The organism is Sorangium sp. So ce124, assembly GCF_051525235.1.
Lineage (GTDB): Bacteria > Myxococcota_A > Polyangia > Polyangiales > Polyangiaceae > Sorangium > Sorangium atrum.
The window spans coordinates 3,577,972-3,597,749 of sequence record NZ_CP150312.1 but is presented as its reverse complement, the minus strand read 5'-3'; the positions used below and the strand labels follow the sequence as shown (position 1 = coordinate 3,597,749).

General features: G+C 69.5%; 11 protein-coding genes. 9 read left to right on the top strand and 2 right to left on the bottom strand.

Going from position 1 to position 19,778, the window contains the following annotated elements; genetic code table 11:
• Positions 1-507: 507 nt before the first annotated feature.
• The 5 genes from WMF19_RS13705 to WMF19_RS13685 all read left to right on the top strand — a co-directional run bounded on the left by WMF19_RS13705 (position 508) and on the right by WMF19_RS13685 (position 7,615).
• The gene (locus tag WMF19_RS13705; RefSeq protein WP_437899521.1) at positions 508-1,392 is read left to right on the top strand and encodes a hypothetical protein; all 885 of its coding nucleotides are present in this window, start codon (positions 508-510) and stop codon (positions 1,390-1,392) included.
• Positions 1,393-1,579: 187 nt separating this feature from the next.
• On the top strand, positions 1,580-5,341 hold the full coding sequence (locus WMF19_RS13700; protein ID WP_437899520.1) for an RHS repeat-associated core domain-containing protein: 3,762 nt from the start codon (positions 1,580-1,582) through the stop codon (positions 5,339-5,341).
• Positions 5,342-5,364: 23 nt separating this feature from the next.
• Positions 5,365-5,772, top strand: coding sequence for a hypothetical protein (locus WMF19_RS13695; RefSeq protein WP_437899519.1), 408 nt, complete (start codon positions 5,365-5,367; stop codon positions 5,770-5,772).
• Between the two features lie 217 nt (positions 5,773-5,989).
• A complete protein-coding gene (locus WMF19_RS13690) occupies positions 5,990-6,592 on the top strand; it encodes a hypothetical protein (protein ID WP_437899518.1) in 603 nt (200 codons plus the stop codon).
• Positions 6,593-6,790: 198 nt separating this feature from the next.
• Entirely contained in the window at positions 6,791-7,615 is an 825-nt protein-coding gene (locus WMF19_RS13685) for a metal-dependent hydrolase (RefSeq protein ID WP_437899517.1), read from the top strand.
• A 337-nt stretch (positions 7,616-7,952) separates the two neighbouring features.
• On the opposite strand, the gene WMF19_RS13680 is transcribed toward WMF19_RS13685, so the two are convergent.
• Together WMF19_RS13680 and WMF19_RS13675 are read right to left on the bottom strand one after the other, a co-directional pair.
• A complete protein-coding gene (locus WMF19_RS13680) occupies positions 7,953-9,221 on the bottom strand; it encodes a type II toxin-antitoxin system HipA family toxin (RefSeq protein ID WP_437899516.1) in 1,269 nt (422 codons plus the stop codon).
• The gene (locus WMF19_RS13675; RefSeq protein ID WP_437899515.1) at positions 9,218-10,822 is read right to left on the bottom strand and encodes a DUF262 domain-containing protein; all 1,605 of its coding nucleotides are present in this window, start codon (positions 10,820-10,822) and stop codon (positions 9,218-9,220) included. The genes WMF19_RS13680 and WMF19_RS13675 overlap by 4 nt, the downstream gene beginning before the upstream one ends.
• A gap of 751 nt (positions 10,823-11,573) precedes the next feature.
• Here WMF19_RS13675 and WMF19_RS13670 point away from each other — a divergent pair.
• From WMF19_RS13670 to WMF19_RS13655, 4 genes are all read left to right on the top strand, one after another.
• Entirely contained in the window at positions 11,574-13,067 is a 1,494-nt protein-coding gene (locus tag WMF19_RS13670; RefSeq protein ID WP_437899513.1) for a protein kinase domain-containing protein, read from the top strand.
• A 124-nt stretch (positions 13,068-13,191) separates the two neighbouring features.
• Entirely contained in the window at positions 13,192-14,421 is a 1,230-nt protein-coding gene (locus tag WMF19_RS13665) for an ATP-binding protein (RefSeq protein WP_437899511.1), read from the top strand.
• Positions 14,422-14,885: 464 nt separating this feature from the next.
• Positions 14,886-18,197, top strand: coding sequence for a beta-propeller domain-containing protein (locus WMF19_RS13660; protein ID WP_437899509.1), 3,312 nt, complete (start codon positions 14,886-14,888; stop codon positions 18,195-18,197).
• 418 nt (positions 18,198-18,615) lie between these two features.
• Positions 18,616-19,713 (top strand): hypothetical protein, encoded by a 1,098-nt coding sequence (locus WMF19_RS13655; RefSeq protein WP_437899508.1) that lies wholly within the window; start codon positions 18,616-18,618, stop codon positions 19,711-19,713.
• Positions 19,714-19,778 lie beyond the last annotated feature (65 nt).

Sequence of the window (19,778 nt, the reverse complement as noted above, 5' to 3'; positions counted from 1 at the left end):
GCTGCCTCCGGCGCATCGATCCCGATCCTGGGGAGGCAGCTGGCTGCCTCCGGCGCATCGATCCCGACCTCGGGCAGGCAGCTGGCTCCCCCCGGTGCATCGATCCCGATCCTGGAGAGACAGCCGGCTGCCTCCGGGACATCGATCCCGGTCCCATCCAGGCAGCCGGCTGCCTCCGGTGCATCGATCCCGATCCTGCAGAGGCAGCTGGCTGCCTCCAGCACATCGATCCCGCTCTCGACCACGCAGCCGGCTGCCTCCGGCGCGCCGATCCTGGTCCCGGGAACGCACCTGGCTGGCTTCGAGCACCGCGCGCGCCGGGGAACGTGGAACGAACGATCCAGAAGAGCAAGCCAGCGACGTTGACGACATGACCAGGATGATTATCCCAGGCTGAACGCCCAGCGCGCGCCGGGCGTTCTTATCGAATCCAGCGCGGGGGGACAAAGAGCGCAACAGGGTGCTCTCCGCTCTCCGCGTCGGACATCAACGAGAGGTGTTCCCCTCATGGCCAAGCCTTCTGCTCCGCTCAAGAAAAAGCCAGCACCCAAGAAACCCGCGACACCTCCCCAGGCGGCGGCGGCGTTCGACAAGGTCGCTCCCGAGATCGACGCGCTGGAGCGGGACGCGCTCCTCCCGATCAACCTCGATATCCCCCGCGCGGTCTCGCAGGTGCTCGGGGTGTTGCCCGGCCTGCTCGCGCTGCGTCCCCTCATCGCCGAGCGGCTACCGACACACGATATCGGGCTGGTCGATCGGCTGGAGACCTACGCGCTCGCCGCCTGGTATGCACACCTGGCGTGGCTGTCCAGCGGAGGAGCGCAGAACGGGCTGAAGCAGCTCGTCGAGGAGGCGGTGCCGCTGCGCGCGAATCTCCTCGGCGACGCAGAGGCCCTGGCCCGCCGCGGCCTGGTCGACGCAGAGACGGTCGCCGACATCCGGACGGGGAACGGTCACATGGACACGGCCAACGACCTCGTCGCGCTCTCGGCGCTGTTCAGCGGCAGCTGGCCCGAGATCGCGGGGAAGACCGCCGCGACCGAGGAAGAGGTGAGGCGCGCCGGCGAGCTCGGGCCTGAGCTCCTCGCCGCCCTCGGCGTGAGGGAGCACGGCGCCGCCCCGGGCCCGAGCGAGGCCGCGGACAAGCGGGCGCGCGCGTTCACCCTGTTCGTGGACGCGTACGACCAGACCCGCCGCGCCGTCACCTATCTGCGCTGGAAAGAGGACGACGTCGACGCGATCGCGCCGTCCCTCTACAAGGGCCGCGGTGGCCGCGGGGCGTCGTCGAACGACACCGACGCCACGCCGCAGGTCGCTCCACCTGCGCAGCCGGACACCGCGCCGCCCGGCGCGGCCGCTCCGGCGCCGCCCCCGGCTGCACCGCCCGGCTGAGCCATTTCCCCAGCGCCGCCGCCCGGCGGAGCAGCCACCGCCGCTCCGCGCCGCGCTCCCGTCGCCCCCCGCGCCGCCGGCGGGCGAACCTCCGCCGGCCCTCGATGACACGCCCCCTCCTCGTCGCTCGACGCCCTGACGCCGAAGACCATTAAAGCGCCCTGGAGGGGCAGATACCGCTTCTCCCATGGCCCGCACTGCGCCCGTACCCAACATCCCGGCGATCCCCGGCATGAACCCCGGCGTCTTCATCCTGGGAGGAGGCGGCGGGGGCGGCGGCAGCGGCGGTCCTGGCGGGGGCGGCGGCAGCGGCCGCCAGGGCGCTGGCGGGGGCGGCGGGGGAAGCAGCGCGGGCGGCGGGGGCAAGAGCGCGCCGGATCCGAACAGGTATCCGGAGTGCGGCACGGTCTCGCACCCGATCGATGTCGTGACCGGCCGGGTCTTCACGCACGGGATCCCCATCTGTACGCTGCCGGGGCCGCTGCCGCTCGTCTGGGAGCGGTCGTACAGCTCTGCGATGGCGGACCGCGACGCCGGGCTCGGTCACGGCTGGGGCCACAGCCTGGGCTGGGAGATCGAGATGCGGAGCCATCGGGTCAGGGTGTGGACCGGGCTGGGCACGGCGGTGGATCTGCCGAAGCCCGCCGAGGGCGAGGAGGTGCTCGGCAAGTGGGGTTACCGGCTGCGGCGTGACGAGGACGGGTGGCAGCTCGACGTCGGCGACGGGGTGAAGCGGCGGTTCGCGTGCGCGCAGGACGGCGGCCGGAGCGCGCGGCTCACGGCGGTGGAGGACCGCAACGGCAACCGCATCGCGCTGGCTTATGACGAGAAGGACGGCCGACTGGTCGAGGTGACGGACAGCGCCGGGCGGCGGCTGCGGCTCCGTGACAGGAGCTCGGGCGAGCTACGGATCACCACGATCGAGGTGCACGTCAACGAGGGAGCCGGCGAGTGGCTCGCGCTGGGCACGTTGACCTGTGATGGCGGCGGCGACCTCGTGACGGCGACCGACGCGGACGGCCATGGGTGGCGACATGCTTATGACGAGGGGCATCTGCTCGTCGAGGACACCGACCGCAACGGGCTGACGTGGCGCTTCGTCTATGACAGCCAGCGCCGCGGCGTCGAGGCCTGGGGCGACTACCGCGGCGAGGTGGATCCGAGCCTGGTCGGCGAGCGGCCGAAGTACCTTTACGATCAGGAGACGCGGTGGAAGGGGATCCACCACTGCAAGGTCAACTACTGGGATATCGGCTTCACCGAGGTCGTCGACTTCAGCCAGGCGCGGCGCTTCCACGGCAACGAGCACGGCACCCTGGACAAGCAGGTGATCGGCGGCGCGGTGGTAGCGGCGACCTACCGCGAGGACGGCTGGATGACCTCGCGGCGCAACGAGCGCGGCGGAACCGAGGTGTTCGAACGCAATGAGCGCGGGAGTGTCGTCCGGTACACAGGCCCGCTCGGGCACGTCACGGCAATCAAGCGCGACGCGAACGACCTGCCGATCGAGATCGTCGACGCGGCGGGCGGCATCCACCGGTTCGAGCGCGACGCGCGAGGAAACGTCACGCTGTATGTCGACCCCACGGGCGCGGCGACGTGGAGGCGCTACGACGCACGGGGGCTCGTGGTCGAGGAGATCTCGCCGAACGGCGAACGCACGGCGTTCTCCTACGACGCGCAAGGCAACTGCGCCGAGGTGACGCTGGCCAGCGGCGCGACCTGGCGCTTCCGGCACGACCGGCTCGGCCGGCGTACCGCCGAGATCGACCCCTTCGGCGCGGAGACGCGGTACCGGTGGTCGGCGCGAGGCGACCTCGTCGCGGTGATCGACCCGAGCGGCGCCATGACGCGCTACGGCTGCGACGGCGAGCAGCACGTGACGGAGATCGTCGATACGAACGGCGGCGTCACGTCGCTCGTATGGGGCGGTTACCACAAGCTCTGCGTGCGCCGCGACGCGAACGGCCACGAGGTGCGCCTCGGCTACAGCCCCGAAGGCGAGCTGGTCGAGGTGAGCAACGAGAAGGGCGAGGTCCACACGCTCCGGCGCGACGGCAGCGGCAAGGTGCTCGAGGAGGTGACGTTCGACGGGCGAGCGATCCGCTACAAGTACGACGCGGCGGGCGACCTGATCCGGCGGTCGCACGGCGAGCGGGATCGGGTGCTCCTCGAGTACGACCTCGCCGGCAGGCTGATCCGCCGGGAGTACGAGGACGGCTCGGCCGAGCGCCTGGAATACGACGAGCTGGGCGAGTTGATCGGCGTGACGTGGCCGGGGGGCGAGATCCGGCTCGACCGCGACGCGGCTGGACGCGTGGTGCGGGAGATCCAGATCGTCGACGGCATGGAGCACCGGATCGAGAGCGCCTATGATCGGGAGGGCGAGCGCGTCCTGCGCACAACATCACTCGGCCACAGCGAGGCGGTCGAGCGGGGGCTGTTCGGCGCGCGGCGGCGGACGGTGCTCGACGGGCGCGTCGTCGTCGACCACGCGAGCGACGTGCTCGGGCGAGAGGTCACGCGGGCGCTGCCGGGCGGCGGGCGCGTCGAGAGCGCTTATGACCTCCTGGGCCGGCTCGAGCGGCGGCGCGCGGTGGGCCTGTCTCGCGAGGTGCACGTGCGGCCTGGAGAGCCGGCGTGGGTCGGGCCGCGGCCGGACAACGTCACGGTGGACATGGCATACCGCTATGATCCCGTGGGCGAGCTCGGCGCCTCGTGGGATCAGCGGCGGGGGTGGACTTCGTATCAGTACGACCCTGTCGGGCAGTTGCTCGCGCGCATGCCGGAGCAGGCGCGGGCCGAGGTGTTCCGCTATGACCCAGCGGGGAATAGCCACGAGGCCGAGCAGGGAGGGGCGCCGAGGGAGTACGAGCGCGGCAATCGGCTCGTCCGCAAGGGGAATGCGCTCTACCGGTGGGACACGGAGGGGCGGCTCGCGGAGAAGCGGGTGGACGACCCCGAGACCGGTGCGTGGCAGGCCTGGCGCTACACATGGAGCGTCGCGGGCCTCCTGGAGAGCGTGACCACGCCGGAGGGCGAGCGGGTCGAGTTCCGGTACGATCCGTTCGGCCGGCGGGTCGAGAAGCGGGTGGGCAAGGCGCCGGCGAGCTCGCTACAGGCCTTCAGGCCGCGCTCGGTGACGCGGTTCGTGTGGGACGGCGACGCGCTCGTCCACGAGATCGCCCGCCGGGCGCAGGCCGAGGGGGACCCGGTGGTGGAGGTCAAGACCTACTGCTTCGAGGACGACGGGTTCGCGCCGGTCGCGCACCGCGACGGAGGCGGGTGGTTCCACTACGTCAACGACCCGATCGGGACGCCGGAGCGGCTCGTCGACGAGCGCGGCGAGGTGGCCTGCGAGCTCCGGCGCGAGGCGTGGGGGCGGACGGAAGCGGCGCCGGGGGCCAGGACCACCACCGCGATCCGGTTCCCGGGGCAGTACGAGGATGCGGAGACGGGGCTCTGCTACAACAGGTTCAGGTACTACGACCCGGACGCGGGGAGGTTCATCAGCAGCGATCCGATCGGGCTGCTCGGCGGATTCAATATTTATGCCTACGTTCGGAATCCACTGCGCTGGCTCGATCCCCTGGGCCTCGCCGACCCCGGGCTTCCCGAGCTGCTAGCTGCGTTTGAAAAGACGTATCCAGGTAGACCATACAGCTCCGGCCATGTGCGAAAACACTCTGACGGGCGAGATCTGGAGATCGACTTCGAGACCGACAATGCGATCATTGAGGTAAAGGGCGGCGCAGGCAAGGGGCTGGGACGTCAGGTCAAGGATCGGCGCGACTGCAAGATAAATCCGCAAGGCAAGCCAGTCATCGGATACTCCGCATCTAGCCTGGGCAAGCACTCTCGATCGGAAATCGAAAGACAAGGCGGCATCGCAGCGGACAGAAAAGACCTCGACGTGCTCATGGCAGCGATCGCACCGGATCCCAAATGAACCAATGAGCAAAGGATAGCAACATGAGATCTTTTTATGTGTTCACCCAGACGCCAGACGAGACACTTTTCACATGGCTCGACTCGACAGCACAACGCACGGTTGGCGCCAGGCAATGGATCTATCCGAACGCAGCCAAGAAAGTTCTCTACATCGAGCTCGCGGACGATCTCTATGACGAGCTGGAGCCCGAGACCGCGCAAGCACTGCTCGATCATTTCGGGGGAGAGCGGCCCCAAAGCATCTGTGTCGACGTATCACGTCATTACACAGCAGAGCACGACGTCAAGGCGTTCGCGACAGCCATACTTCGTCGGTTTGGTGGAGTTGCCATGGATGACGAGAGCGATCGCCTTTGGACGGCCGAGACAATCGAAGCCGGCGACACGCACCATGGCCATCGCTTCTTCGGCATGCCCGGAGCGGCATGAGCCATGCCACGCTCACGACGACGGCGCGCTGCGTGGCCGAATCGTCGGCGTAGGCAGCTCCCGGCTCAGCGCTCCATCATTGAATGCCCTTCACCCCATCTGAGTCCACCAACGGTGGCCGACCAATCCGAATACAGTCGAGCACGGTCACGGTGATCACGGACAGGTTACCCGGTCCGGGCGAACAGCTGCACATTCAAACCGCGTTTGGTAGCCCATGAACGAGCCGCATCGCGCCGGAGAGATATCACTCATCGAAAACAGCGACGGCGAGCACGCAGTACGATCGTACGTGCGCTCCTTCGCGCGCGATCGCGCGTACGTCGCAGATCGATTTATTTTCCACTGGCACTTATATGAGACACCGCAACCGCTGTCGACACAACAAATCCTTTCTGAGTACCTCGCTCACCTAGGCTACCAGTCAAGCTGCGCCGGCGCGCTTCGCGAGCTTACACCTGCGAGGGCCTATGACATTCTTGAAGACATGCTTCATTACGACCTCGCGCGCCGGGAGGAGCTGGTGACCGGGGTCGATGCCCGCCTGTCGGCCGATCGCCTTCGTGAGGAGACAGAATGGGCCATCCTCGCATTCACCAACCTCAAGCGTTTCGAGCCGTCCACGTCCCCACTCGCCTATTACGGATTTGCACACATGATCGCATGCGAGAACGCTGAAGGGGGCGTCCTCCTGGTAGGAGAGCAGGACATTGCCATGATCTGGTTTGTCGATGACGATGGCCCATCGAGGAGCGTCGTGGACATCCGTGCTCGCCGCGGCTTGCGGCGAGGCGGTCGCGGCGGCCCAGCTGCTCGGTGACGCGGCGGCGGGCTTCGCGTCCGCCGACATGGCCCGCTACGCCGCGGCGGTGCGGCGAGCTGCTCCAGGGCGATGAGGGCCGCGCCGCCGAGGATCAATAACTGGTATGATCACGGACCGGCACCCGGGCCGGGCTCTTCCGGCACCACGTCGGCGCTGGAGGACACCTCCGGAGAAATGGGGACGAAGGAGAGCTCGATGACCACCGACCAGTCGCCCCTCAGGCCGCGCAAGCCGCCCGTAGCGTTCGAGCAGGGCCTCACCCGCCACTGGCTCGGGGGCCAGGCGCTGCCGACCCACATCGCCAACGCCGTCAACCTGCTGTTCCCCGCGGGCGAGCGCTTTTTCATCCGGAGCGTCGCGCGTTATGCCGACCGCGTGGAGCACCCGGCGCTGCGCGCCCAGGTGAAGGCGTTCTTCGGGCAGGAGGGCCACCACGCGAAGGCGCACGAGCGGTTCTTCGACCTGCTCCGCGGGCAGGGCTACGAGATCGACCGGTTCCTCCGCGCCTACGAGCGGATCGCCTACGACGGCATCGAGCGCCTCTGCTCTCCCGAGCTGCGGCTCTCGGCCACCGCGGCGCTCGAGCACTACACCGCGATGCTGGCGGAGGAAGCGCTCCAGCCGGGGACGCTCGACCTCGCGCACCCGACCGCGAGGGCGCTCCTGCTCTGGCACGCCGCCGAGGAGATCGAGCACAAGGCCGTCGCCTTCGACGTGCTGAAGGCGGTCAACCCGAGCTATCGCCTGCGCCTGCGTGGCTTCGCGCTCGCCACGGCCACGCTCGCGATGTTCTGGCTCGCCGCCCTGCTCGTGCTGCTCGTCCAGGAGCTCCCCCGCCGCGGCGAGCGCGGAGCGCGCGAAACGTCGACTGAGCAGCTCCCGCCCGTGCGGCGCAGGTTCATCGTGAGGGGCGTGTTCCTCCGGGGCGCCCGCGAGTACGTGCGCCGCGACTTCCACCCCTCCCAGAACGACAATCTCCACCTCGCAAGAGCGTACCTCGCCGAGATCGGCGTCCTCTGAGCGCTGGACGAGTGTCATAAGCGGAATGTGCGGAGATGAGCATGAGGCACGCGATCCTCGGCGCCGGATCCTCGGGGCTCGGCGTCGGCTGAAGCGCTGGCCCCGCGCACGCGGCTCCAGGATCCTCTCCAGAGGCTCCGCGCGGTCCACGTCGGCGAGCGGCTGCTGCCGACGCTGCCGCGGCTGGAGCCGCCCCTCGGCGAGGCGCCTGGCCGGCTGGCGAGCGCGACCGTCAACGACGGGGTTGCCCAGCTCGTCGGCCGAGCGCTTGACTTCCTGGATGACCGCCGCGCCATCCCACAGGAACCTGGTTGTCGGGCGGAGCGCGCCCCGCGCGTCAGCGGGCGCGTCCCGACGCGAGCGGGAGGCTGTCGAGATGCGTATCCAGGGCTTCGCGAGCGACCGACGGCAACGGCCAGTGCGCGCGATCGCTCGCGTAGCAAGCACGCATGCGCTCCACGTCCTCGTCGATCCATGCAACGACGGTGTCGAAGCGTTCACCGAGATTTGCCGCGATGGCGGCAAAGCTCTGGCGCGTGACCTGGCGAGCGTCGTGCTCTCCGGCGATTCGCAGCGCGAGCCGCGGCGACGAATTGCCCTGGTAGGCGATGGTGCAGAGCAGGTCATAGGCGGGCGAGAGGCGGGCGCGCACGCCCTCGTCGTCATACAGGAGTGCCCAGTTCTTGAGGTGAGCGTCCTCGTTCCCGCTCAAGATCATGAACACGAGGCGGCGGACGAACTCGCGCGAGCAGCCGGGGTCGACCGCGTGCAGTAGCGCAGCGACGCTCTCGAAATGATGCGCGCGCTTACGGCGGACCGCACTGCGCTCGGCATATTTGTCGTCGGGGTCGACGCCGAAGACCTGAGCAAAGTCCTCCTGATGAATCCGGCGCTCGCCGTCGCGGTCAAAGCGCGTCACCACTAGCGCCCGGGTACCGTTCAAAGCCGGAAGCTCGTCGTAGGCAAGCTGGACGTTGGTGAGCGGCTCGAGCCGCGCCGCGGGGACGTCGAGCCCGGACCGGCGCGCCCACTCCAGCATCGACCACTCCGACTCTGGGAGATCGTGGTGATTCACGTTGGGCCGGACGACGTCGGGCAGCTTGACGATGTAGCGGCCGGTCGCGGTCCGAGACGGCAGCGTCAGCCGCCCCTCCACGTCGCTCATCGAGAACTTGATCTGGAAGCCGGCCAGCGAGAAGTAATGCCAATCGTCGACCGGTGGACGCAGCTTTTGTCGCCGGCGCTCGCGCTCAGCGCGCCGGCTGATCTCGTTCAGCGAAGCGAAATCCACCCGGACGGCGCCGGGGAGATCGCGACCGAGCGCGCCGAGGAGGTAGAAATCCTGCCGTTCGCGGAGGCCGAGCCGCCCCGAAAGGTATTTCCGCAATTGCCCCTGCGGCAGCAGGTTGGCGAAGAAGTCCGGGAGCGCCTCCCGCCCGATAAAAGGGCTATCGAGATCCTTGTCTTCAAACCATTGACCAAGCACCGGCCTTGTCGGCAAGTCGAGGTAGGCACCGGAGAAGCGGAAGATCCGCTCCCCCGACGAAGACAGCTCAAGCGTCCCCGCGGCGACAGGACCGAGATGGACGTTGAGAACCGTGTTCACTCAGCCGCTCCCTCGAGGATCGCATCGATCGAAGGCCGATCATTCTGCTGCCACTCGGCCCGCGCATCGAGCACGGCCCCGACCTTCTCCGCAAGCAGCGTCGCACGCCGCTCGAGCGCCTCGTCATTGTGGCCGCGCGCGAGGGCGTCGAGGATCGAGGCGTCGATCGCATGGCTCTTCCACGCGCTCTCGGGAAGCTCGGCCAGCTCGGCGAGGAGCTCGCCGGCTTCGACGGGCGGATGCAACAACCGGTTGGCCAGGCTCTGGCCGAGCGGACCTTTCACGTCCGGGGCGAGGACCGCGAAAGGCTCTTCTTCTTCGCGGAAGAGGCGACTCACATCGAGCGGCGTACCGTCCCGAACGTCGACAGGATCGAGGCGCGCCATGGCGGCACAGAGAATGCGCGGGGCGGCATAGTCGAGCCGGGCCGGATTTCGAACACCTTCACCCCCGACGATAGGCTTTGTCTCAGCGGCCTGCCGCGCCAACTCCGCCGCCGCCTCGCTCTCAGCGAGGTCCCGGATAGCCCGCAGCGCGGCGCGAAGCGGCGACCGTTCGCCGCGATGCTGGGCGTTGAGTGCGCCGCGCCAGATCCAGCGCCGAAGGAGCGTGCGCGTCCGTGGCTGCACCTCGGGAAACCTGTGAAAGAAGGCGGCAAGCATCACGAATGTCAGGGTGTAAGGCACGATGTGGACATGCATAAAGCCGGCCCCTCGCATCATCTCGACCGCGCGCTCCAGCGCTGCGCGAGCCTGTGGGAGCACCCTCTTGACGTCGTTCTTGTCGAGATCGGTGGCCGTGGCGCGGAGCGGATCTTTACCCAGGATGGTGAGCACGGAGCGCCGAATGGTCTCGACGTCGATCGCACCGAAGCCCGTCTTGGCGATCGCGCGTCCGACGCCGGCCAGACTGAGCTGACCCTGCGCCCCGCGCGTGGCGAAGAAGGCATCGAAGACCTCGCTTTCCGTGAGATCGCGTCCTCTCTGGTTCGTGCGACGGAAGACCTCGCGCGCGATCGCGATGTCATCCGTCTCGAGGATATAGCTCGGGACGTCGTACTCTCGCAGGCGCTTTCCAACAGCGATGGCCTCGGTGCGCTGCTTCTTGGGGAGGCCGACGTCTACGAGCCAGTCCACGAGCTTGGCCGAGTCGATTGCGGTGGCCACCATCAACCAGTGATCGGGGTGGTTCCTCCGGCTCCTCGGGACCACTCCGAAGGTGAACGTCTCCAGATCATAATAGATCGGCCGCAGCTCGCCGTCGTTCGGCAATAGCGCAGCGGCCGCTAGGGTATGTACCCGCTGCTGCCCATCCACGATCTCGAAGACGTTGCCGTCCTGAGGCGCCGACAGCTCCAGCGAACCAAGGCGTGCGGGTTTGCCGTCGGCGGGACGCTGACGCAAGAGGAGCGTACCGATGGGAAATCCGCGTCGAATGCTATCGAACAGCGCGACGCGATCGGCGTCGTCCCATTTGAGCGGCCGCTGAAAAAACGGCGTGGTGAGCCGTCCCTTGGCGATTTCCTTGATGAGATCCTCGACTTTCCAGGTTCGCGAGGTGAGGCTGGTGTCGAGGGCGAGCGGCGCGGCGCGACGGACCATGCCGCGACTATACCGACCCGATAGATCGGGGTCGAGCCGACCGTGCGCGCGAGGTGCTTGCGGTCCAGGCGAAGCCGCGAGAACGCGGTTTCGATGGGCATCTTCACGATCCGGGCGACCTGGCTGACCTGCTCGTCCTCGTCCACCAAGACGAGGCGCTTCGGGGGCGCGGTCAGCCGGAGCTGGTTCACGCCTCAACGCGCCCGTGGGGCGGGAGCGGCACGCGCCCCTCGGCCATGTGGCGCGGATCCGCGAAGGTCACCGCCCGGCGACGGTCGGCTTCAGCGTACGGGCGCGAGCGCGCTCGCCCCTCCAGTGCCGCCCAGCAGGCCGCCGCCGCCTCCTCCTCCTCGTCCACAACCGCGACGGCACACGGAACCAGCGCGGCCGCGAAGCGGGCGCCGGGGTTCGGCGCGGAGCCCCGAGGAAACAAAGCGAGGGCCGCCCGCGCGAAGCCACTGCGAAGCGGCGCAGAAGTCCGGCCATCGCTGGCCGGACTTCTGGCGGGCGGAACTGCCCCGGCAAGCGACCGCGGCGCAAAGCCACGCTCGCCGCGCAGCGTGGCATCCTGCCACAGCCTCGACATCCCGCCTGACGCGGCGCCGGCGCGCGCCCGGCGGTGGTGCACGCGGTGGTGGACCATGACGCGTCCGCGACACGTCGTCAGCGCGTCGCGTGCACCGCGCTTCGCAGCAGCAGCGCGTGTCGCTCTTCGTTGATAGGCATGCGCAGGGCACGTATCATGCGCACCATGGCAGACGCGGCGGACGGCTCGCCCGGCTTCAGCACTGGAAGCGCGAACGGCGGCGATCCCCCCGCGCCGCTCGTGCCCGACGTCGCGGATACGCTGCAGGGCGTCGACACCGTGGTACGCGACCGTCCTCCCGCGCGGGCGGAGCCGCCGGCCGAGCGGGACGGCGACGGCTCCACGCTGAGCGACGAGGACCTCTGGAAGGCCGCGGCGCGCTCGAGCATGCACGAGGGAGGCAGCGCGGTTCAGGTGCCGCCCGAGGGCACTTTGCTTGGAGGGGTCTACCGCGTCCTCGGTCGCCTCGGAGAAGGGGCGATGGGCGTCATCCTCCTGGCGCGCGACGAGCAGCTCCAGCGGGACGTCGCCATCAAGCTGCTCCGGCCCGAGCAGCTCGACAACGCGCAGATGCAGGCCCGCCTGCTGGCGGAGGCGCGGGCGATGGCCCGCGTCCACCACCCGAACGTCGTCGAGATCTATGCGTTCGGCGAGTACGAGAACGCGCCGTATTTCGTCATGCAGTACGTGCCCGGGGTCACGCTCGACACGCATGTCCACAGCAAGGGAGGCCGGCTCGGCCTCGACGAGGCGCTGAGCGTCCTCGACCAGGCCTGCCTCGGCGTCTCGGCGATCCACGCCTCGGGCATCGCCCACCGCGACGTCAAGCCGAGCAACATCCTCGTCGGCCAGGCCCTCCGCGTGGTGGTGGCCGATCTCGGGCTCGCGAAGCGGATCCCCCGCGGCGATCGGATCGAGCTCGCCTTCTCCGGCACCCCGGCGTACCTGGCGCCGGAGGTGGCGCTGGGCCGGCAGCTCGATCCCGCGCTGCTGCCGCGCATCGACGTCTACGCGCTCGGGGTGGTCGCGTACTACCTGCTCGCCGGCCGCCTGCCGTTCCAGAGCACGAGCACCGTCGATCTGGTCATGCAGCACGCGTATCAGCCCCCGATCCCGCCGAGCGAGCTCTGCACGGATCTGCCGGCGTCGTTCGACGCGCCGGTGCTCGCGGCGCTGGCCAAGGAGCCCGACCAGCGCACGGCGAGCGCGGAGGCGCTGCGCGAGGCGCTGCTCGACGCGCGCGGCGCCATGCCGGCGTACGCGCGCACGACGCGCGTCATGGTCGCCGACGACAGCCCGTCGTTCCGCAGCTTCCTCACCAGCGTCCTCGCGGAGGCGCTGCCCGGCGCGGCCATCGAGACGGCGCCCGACGGCGCCGCGGCGCTCGCGGCCATCGAGGCGAACCGCCCTTCCCTCGGCGTGTTCGACCTCGACATGCCCGGCCTGGATGGGATCGCGCTCACGGCGGCGGTGCGCAAGCTCCCACAAGGGGATTTCCCGATCATCGTGGCGACGGGGACCGGGGGCGCGGCCGACTGGCAGTGCCTGTCGCGCCTCGGCGCGTCGGCGTTCCTCGTCAAGCCGTTCGACGCGGGGCAGCTCATCACCCTGGCGCGCGCGCTCGTGGGCGTCGCCGAAGAGCAGAAGCGCCGGCAATGAAGGTCGGGGCGAAGACCCTGGCCCCCGCCACGGTGGGGGTGGAGCAGGCGGCGTGGCGCGAAGCTTGCCGGCGGGAGAGCGCCGATGTCCGGCGTGGGCGAGGCCCCCGATGAACGACAGCGAGATGAAGGTCCTGCTTGTGGATGACGACGAGGTCGACCACCTCGTCACGCGGAGGCTCCTCCGCGACGCTCCCCGCACCCGGTACGACGTGACGTGGCTGAGCAGCTCGGACGAGGCGATCCGGGCGCTGCGCGCCGGCGGCTACGACGTCTGCCTCCTCGACTTCCGGCTCGACGCGCGGACGGGCCTCGACGTCGTGCGCGAGGCCAACCACCTCGGCTGCGCGATCCCCATCATCATGCTGACGGGGGTCGGCGACGACGAGATCGACATGGCCGCGATGAGCGCGGGCGTCGCCGATTACCTGGTGAAGGGGAGGTTCGACGCGCAGATCCTCGAGCGCACGATCCGCTATGCCATCGAGCACAAGCGGAGCCAGCTCAAGCTCAAGCAGTACGCCGACACGCTGGAGGAGAGCAACCGGCAGCTCGTCCAGATGCACGAGGAGCTCGCGGCGAAGAACGCGGAGCTGGTCCGGCTGAACGAGGAGAAGAACCGCTTCGTCGGCATGGCGGCCCACGACCTCAGGAACCCGCTCGGCGTCATCCTGGGCTACAGCGATTTCATGCTGATGAGCCACCGGCGCGGGGAGCCGTCGTCGCTGCTCAAGGAGGGTGGCGTCGAGATCGTCAACATGATCAGGAGCTCGAGCAAATTCATGCTCTCGCTCATCAACGATCTGCTCGACGTGTCGATGATCGAGCTCGGCAAGCTGAACCTCGACAGGAAGAGCACGGATATCGTCCAGCTCGTCGAGTCGAACGTGGCGCTCAACATGGTGCTGGCGGGGCAGAAGAACATGAAGCTCGTCGTCGAGAGCGACGAGGGCGTCCCGCGGGTCGAGGTCGACGTCCACAAGCTGGAGCAGGTGCTCAACAACCTCATCAGCAACGCCATCCACTACTCGCCTCCGGGCACGACCATCCGCGTCCGGGTCGAGGGGGGCCGCGGGGGGGATGCCGGCGGAGGGGACGAGGTGATCCTGTCGGTGAGGGACGAGGGGCCCGGGATCGCGGCGGAGGACCTCGGAAAGCTCTTCCGGCCGTTCGGGCGGGCGAGGACGGTCAGCACCGGCGGCGAGCGCTCGACGGGGCTGGGGCTCGCGATCGCGCAGCGGGTCGTCGAGGGCCATGGCGGGCGGATCTGGGTGGAGAGCGTGGTCTCCAAGGGGTCGACGTTCTTCGTGGCGCTGCCGGTGGCGCGATTGGAAGAGAAGGAAGAGGCGGCCTGATCGGCGAGCGAGAACGCGAGTCCCGCGCCGCTCGATGTCACGATAGAGGGCGTTGAGCGCCCCGCTGGCCGGCACGAGCCGAGGTCAACCAGCGCCGCGTCGCGTGGGCAGACGCCGCCACATGTAAGCGTTCGGCGCTCCGCTCCACCCAAGACACCCTGCTGCGGCACGCCGAGCAATCCGCTCTGCCGCCGTTCCGTCGCAGCATTCCACGTTGAGCGGCTCCTCCAGAAGGTGGATACTCCACTGGATGCAAGCTTACGGTCCGCCGTAGCACGAAGGCGCGAAGACCGGCTCGATCGCGGGCTGCGCCGTGCCGGACGCGCCCTCGACCGCTCGTCGGGACTCGCCGCAACGCCGCCCTCGGGCCGCGACGTTCCGACCACGTTGAACCGTGGTCGAGCCATCGATGTGTGCAGTCTCCGTACCTCGAGCGAGGTACCAGGGAGGAGTGAGCCGTGGTGATGAGAAGAGCACTGTTCAGAGGCGTGCTGTCGGCGCAGGCCAGCGTGATGGCCGCGCTCCTCTTGATGCTCGGACAGGGATGCGGGCGCGACGGCACCAACCCCGTGCCCCAGGAGCAGACCCCGCCGGAGCCGGAGGAAGAAGAGAACGAGAACCCTCCGCCCGAAGAGGAGGAGCCTGACCCCGATCCTCCCAAGGAAGAGCCCGAGGAGCCAGAGCCCGAGACCCCACAGGGGCCCACCGATTTCGTGTCGGCCGATGATCCGTTCACCGAGGGGTACCTCGGCGAGGAGGAAGAAGAGGAAGAAGAGGAGGAGGAAGAGGAAGAGAGCCGCGAGCTCGAGGAAGGCGACATCTACCGCGTCCTCGGCGGCGGGCAGCTCCTCAACCTCAACACCTTCCGCGGCCTGCAGGTCATCGACATCCAGGACCCGTCGGACCCGAAGTTCCTGGGCCAGATGCAGATCGCCGGCACCCCTGTCGAGATGTACGTCGTCGGCGACCGCGCGGTCGTGCTCCTGAACGACTGGGCCGGCTACCAGCTCAAGGCCGATGGCCTCACCGTGGAGCGGCGGACCGGCGGGACGGTGCTGTTCATCGACATCGCCGACCGCGCCGCGCCGAAGCTCCTGTCGCAATACCCGGTCACGGGCGCCATCATGACGAGCCGCCTCGCGCGCGGCGAGAGCGCGAGCTCGCTCTACATCGCCTCGAACGGCTCGGAGCTCGAGGAGATCAACCCCGGGCAGTTCCAGTGGGTCAACAAGACCCTCGTCCGGAGCTTCGATGTCGGCGTCGACGCGCTCGTCGAGAGGAGCGAGATCGAGCTCGGCGACACGGTGACCGCCATCCACGCGGAGGCGGACGTGCTCCTCGTGGCGCGCAACAGCGGCAGCTGGTCGCAGGATCCCAGCGAGATCTCGATCATCGACATCTCGAACCGCGACGGGTCCATGGTGCTGCGCGACAGCGTGAGCGCGGCCGGCTACGTGCGCTCCCAGTTCCACATGGACTTCCGCGACAACATGCTGCGGGTCTTCTCCGGTCCGCAGTGGGCCGACGGGTCGCCCAGCTACCTCGAGACGTGGAACGCGGCCGATCCCGACAACATCGTGCCGATCGACAGCGAGGATTTCGGCGCCGAACAGTCGCTCTACGGCGCCATCTTCCTGGACGACAGGGCGTTCGCGGTCACCTACCGGCGTCAGGATCCGTTCCACGCCTTCTCCATCGATCCGAGCGGGAACATCACCGAGGAGAGCGAGTTCATCGTGTCCGGGTGGAACAACTTCTTCCGCCCGGTCTTCGGCGCGACCCGCCTGATCGGCATCGGCGTGAACGATCAGAACGGCCGGAAGCTCGCGGCCAGCCTCTATGACATCACCGATCTGACCAGCCAGGATCCGCTGGTGGCGCGCGCCGAGATCGACGGCGGCGCTCAGGGCTGGAGCTGGTCCGAGGCCGACTGGGACCACCGCGCGTTCACCGTGCTCGACGACGCGGTGGACGCCGTGGCGCCGGGCGGGGAGCCAGAGACGGGCCTCGTGCTGCTCCCGTTCTCCGCGAGCAGGACCGTGGACAACTACCGGCGGCCGTTCTCCGGCGTGCAGATCTTCACCTTCTCGGACACCACGCTGACCCGCCGCGGCGTGATGGAGCACGGGACGCCCGCGCGCCGCACGTTCCGCGCCGAGGACATCGCCACCGCGAACGTCTCCGATGAGGAGCTCACCCTCTATGCGCAGGACAAGCTCGACACGCCCGAGAAGCTCGGACACCTCGATCTCGCCCCGGATTATGTGAAGGTCTTCGCGTTCGGCGAGCACCGCGTCCGCGTGAAGATGCCTTACGATCTCTACTGGACCCCCGCCGAGAACCGGAAGATCAAGGCGGAGGTCGTGCCGAGCGCCGGGCTCACCCAGCTCGCGCAGCCGATCGCCACCTTCGATCTGCCGGCCGACGCGCAGCTCCATCAGGTGGGCGACCTGCTCGTGTCGCTGACCACCACCTTCGAGAACTGGGTGGGCAAGGTGACCCACCTCGAGGTGATCGACCTGTCCGATCCGACCGCGCCGCGGCGGGCGGGCACGCTCGACACGAGCGATCTCCCCGCCACGGGCGGCTACTACGGCGGGGCGAGCTCGTTCTCGACCGTGCACCCCGGGCGCGATGCCCTCGCCTTCCTGCGCGTCATCGGCCACTCCGAGGACCTCGGGGTCGGCTGGGCGTGCCGGACCAACTCGGTCGAGAATCCGGGCTGCTTCGGGCAGGAAGGCTGCACGTACATGGCCGGAGAGCGCACGTGCCGCAACATCGGCGGCGAGGAGTACTGCAACGGCGGGTTCGCGGAGTGCACGGACCACCCCGGCGCGGACACGAGCTGCACGCCGGTCGAGGTCGACCGGAACGACATCGTGGGGATCACGTCGACGTATTGTTACGAGTACGTCCCGCGCCGCAGCTGGGCACAGATCGAGGTCCACGTGGTCGACCTCTCCGACCCGGACCACCCGACGGTGGCGCCGGCCGTCGCGCTGCCGGACGACAACGAGACCGTGAATGTCCTCAACGACGACGGGGAGCTCTACTTCAACATCAAGCGCTCGATGAGCGGGCTCGCGCCGGACGATCCGCGCCCGCGCACGCAGTACTTCCTCACGCACCTCGATCTGACCAACCCGTCGCAGCCCGCGCTCGATCCGGGGATCAACGTGCCCGGCGAGGTCCTCGCGATCCAGGGGGCGTCGATCTACGCGAGGGACAGGGTGTGGGGCCAGCAGTTCATCGAGACGGCGATCGCGCGGCTCGAGGTGCACGAGGGGCTCGCGTACCTGCAGGAGTACCAGAAGTTCCCCGACCGCCAGGTCAACGCGATCTCCATCGACGGCCGCGGGCTGCCCGTCCTGTCCCACAGCCTGATCTGGCGTCCGGGCAACGGGTGGTACGGTGGATGGGATCCGAACCAGAAGCTGACCACGCTCTCGCCGGCGGGTGAGGCGCCGCCGCCCGAGCCGGAGAACGAGAACCCCGCGATCCCCGAGTTCGACGTGCTCTCCACCGTCCGACTCGCCTCGTGGGCGTCGCTCCGCCATACGGCCGACATGCGGGCGCTCTTCGAGGTGCCCGGCGGCGCCCTGGCGATCTCGCTCGAGGAGCCCGAGGCGCCGAAGGCACAGGCGTTCTTCCCCCTCTGGGGCTGGCCCGAGAGGTTCGTGACCAGCGGCGAAGAGGTCCTGTTCGCCGCCGGCCGCTTCGGGATTCACCAGCTCGACCGCGAGACCGTCAACCTCGTCCCCTACCTGGGCGAGTAGCCGGGCCGCAAGGCAAGCCGGCCGGGGCCGAGCGCCCCGGGCCGGCTTGCGGCGACGGCGCGCGGCGCACAGCTCCGCACGGCGCGGCCGCATCATCCCTCTCTTCGCTCTTCGAACGACACACATCGCGCAGGCTACGCGCCGCGGCCCTGCCGACCTGATCCGGCGTCGGCTTGCGCCTGGAGCGAACGCCTCGCACCGCGCCGGCGACGCGCCGCGGCGGGTAGACGCACCTTCGCGGCGCCCGGCCGCGGGTTCGCGCGCGTCGAGCCACGGACACCGAAGGCGAGCGCAGGTGACCCTCGATGGGCTCGCGCGGTCCTTGGCACACGTGGGCGGCGGGCCGCGCCCCGCCCACGCGTGCGAGGCGGTGAGATCCGGTTTCGCGGAGCGCCCGACAACGCTATGGAGGAGCCCCATGGTCGAGCAAAGCACAGCGGAAAACGGGGAGGGGCAACCGGAGAGCGCGGGGCCCGTCGAGGAGCGCGCGACGGAAGCCGCCGGAGGGGCGGCGGAGGCGGGCGTGGAGGCCTCTTCCGGCGGCACGACGACGACCACGACGGCGGGCGCAGCGAGCGCAGCAGACGCCGTGGTCGTGCCGGCCGCCGCTGCGCCCCCCGCCGCGGCGTCCGCTCGATCGCGGCCGCCGCGGGTCATCGACATGCGCCGGCCGCGCACGCCAGCGCCCGCGCAGGAGCCGCCGCCGCGGCGCTCGGCGCGGCCGGCAGAGCGTGGACCTGACGACCGTGGAGCGCGCGAGCGCGGGCCGGCGGAGCGCGCAGGACGCGACGGCGGCGCGGCCGAGCGCGGGGCGCGCGACGGCGGCGCGGCCGAGCGGCGCCCGCCGGACAAGGCCAGGCGACCGCGGGATGGGGCGACGCCGCGCGGCCGGACAGGCGCCGGGGGCGCTGCCCAGACCCGCGCGCCCGCGGCCCATCCAGCGCCGGGCGCCGCCACGCGAGAGCAACGAGCGGCAGCCGACGCGGATCCCGCGCAGAACGAGGCGGAGCGCAACGCCGCGCTCGCCGACGCGAAGCGCGCGCCCGCCGCCGGAGAGGCCAACGCTTCCCGCAAGTCGTCGCGGCAGTCGCAGCCCGCCGAGACGCGCGGCGCGGCGCCGGCTCCGGCGCCGGAGACGACGGCGACTCCCGAGCCGCGCCGGGACGCCGCGTGGGTGCCTCCCCCCAGCGCCGCATTCCCGCGGAAGAAGAAGCCCGCGCTCACCGCCAAGGAGGCAATGAAGGCCAGAGTCCAGGCGCGGGCCGAAAAGAACGCAGGGAAGCAGGCACCGAGCCGCGCGGCCGAGCGCACCGCGGACAAGAGCGTAGAGGCCGCCCGTGAGGAGCCCGGAGCACCTCCTGCTGCAGCAAAGCCCCGTGACGCCGCTGTGGCAAAGCCCCGCGACGCGGCGCCAAGGTCAGCTCGCCGCGACCAGGCGGAGCCGGTGGCGGCCGCGCCGACCGCGAAACCGGGGCTGCTCAAGCGATTGATGAGCTTGTTCCGGCGATCCGGCTAGCACCGCGGGACAGAAACCCCGCCATCCGCTGACCGCTGAACCATCGTCTCTCAAAAAGCTTCGAA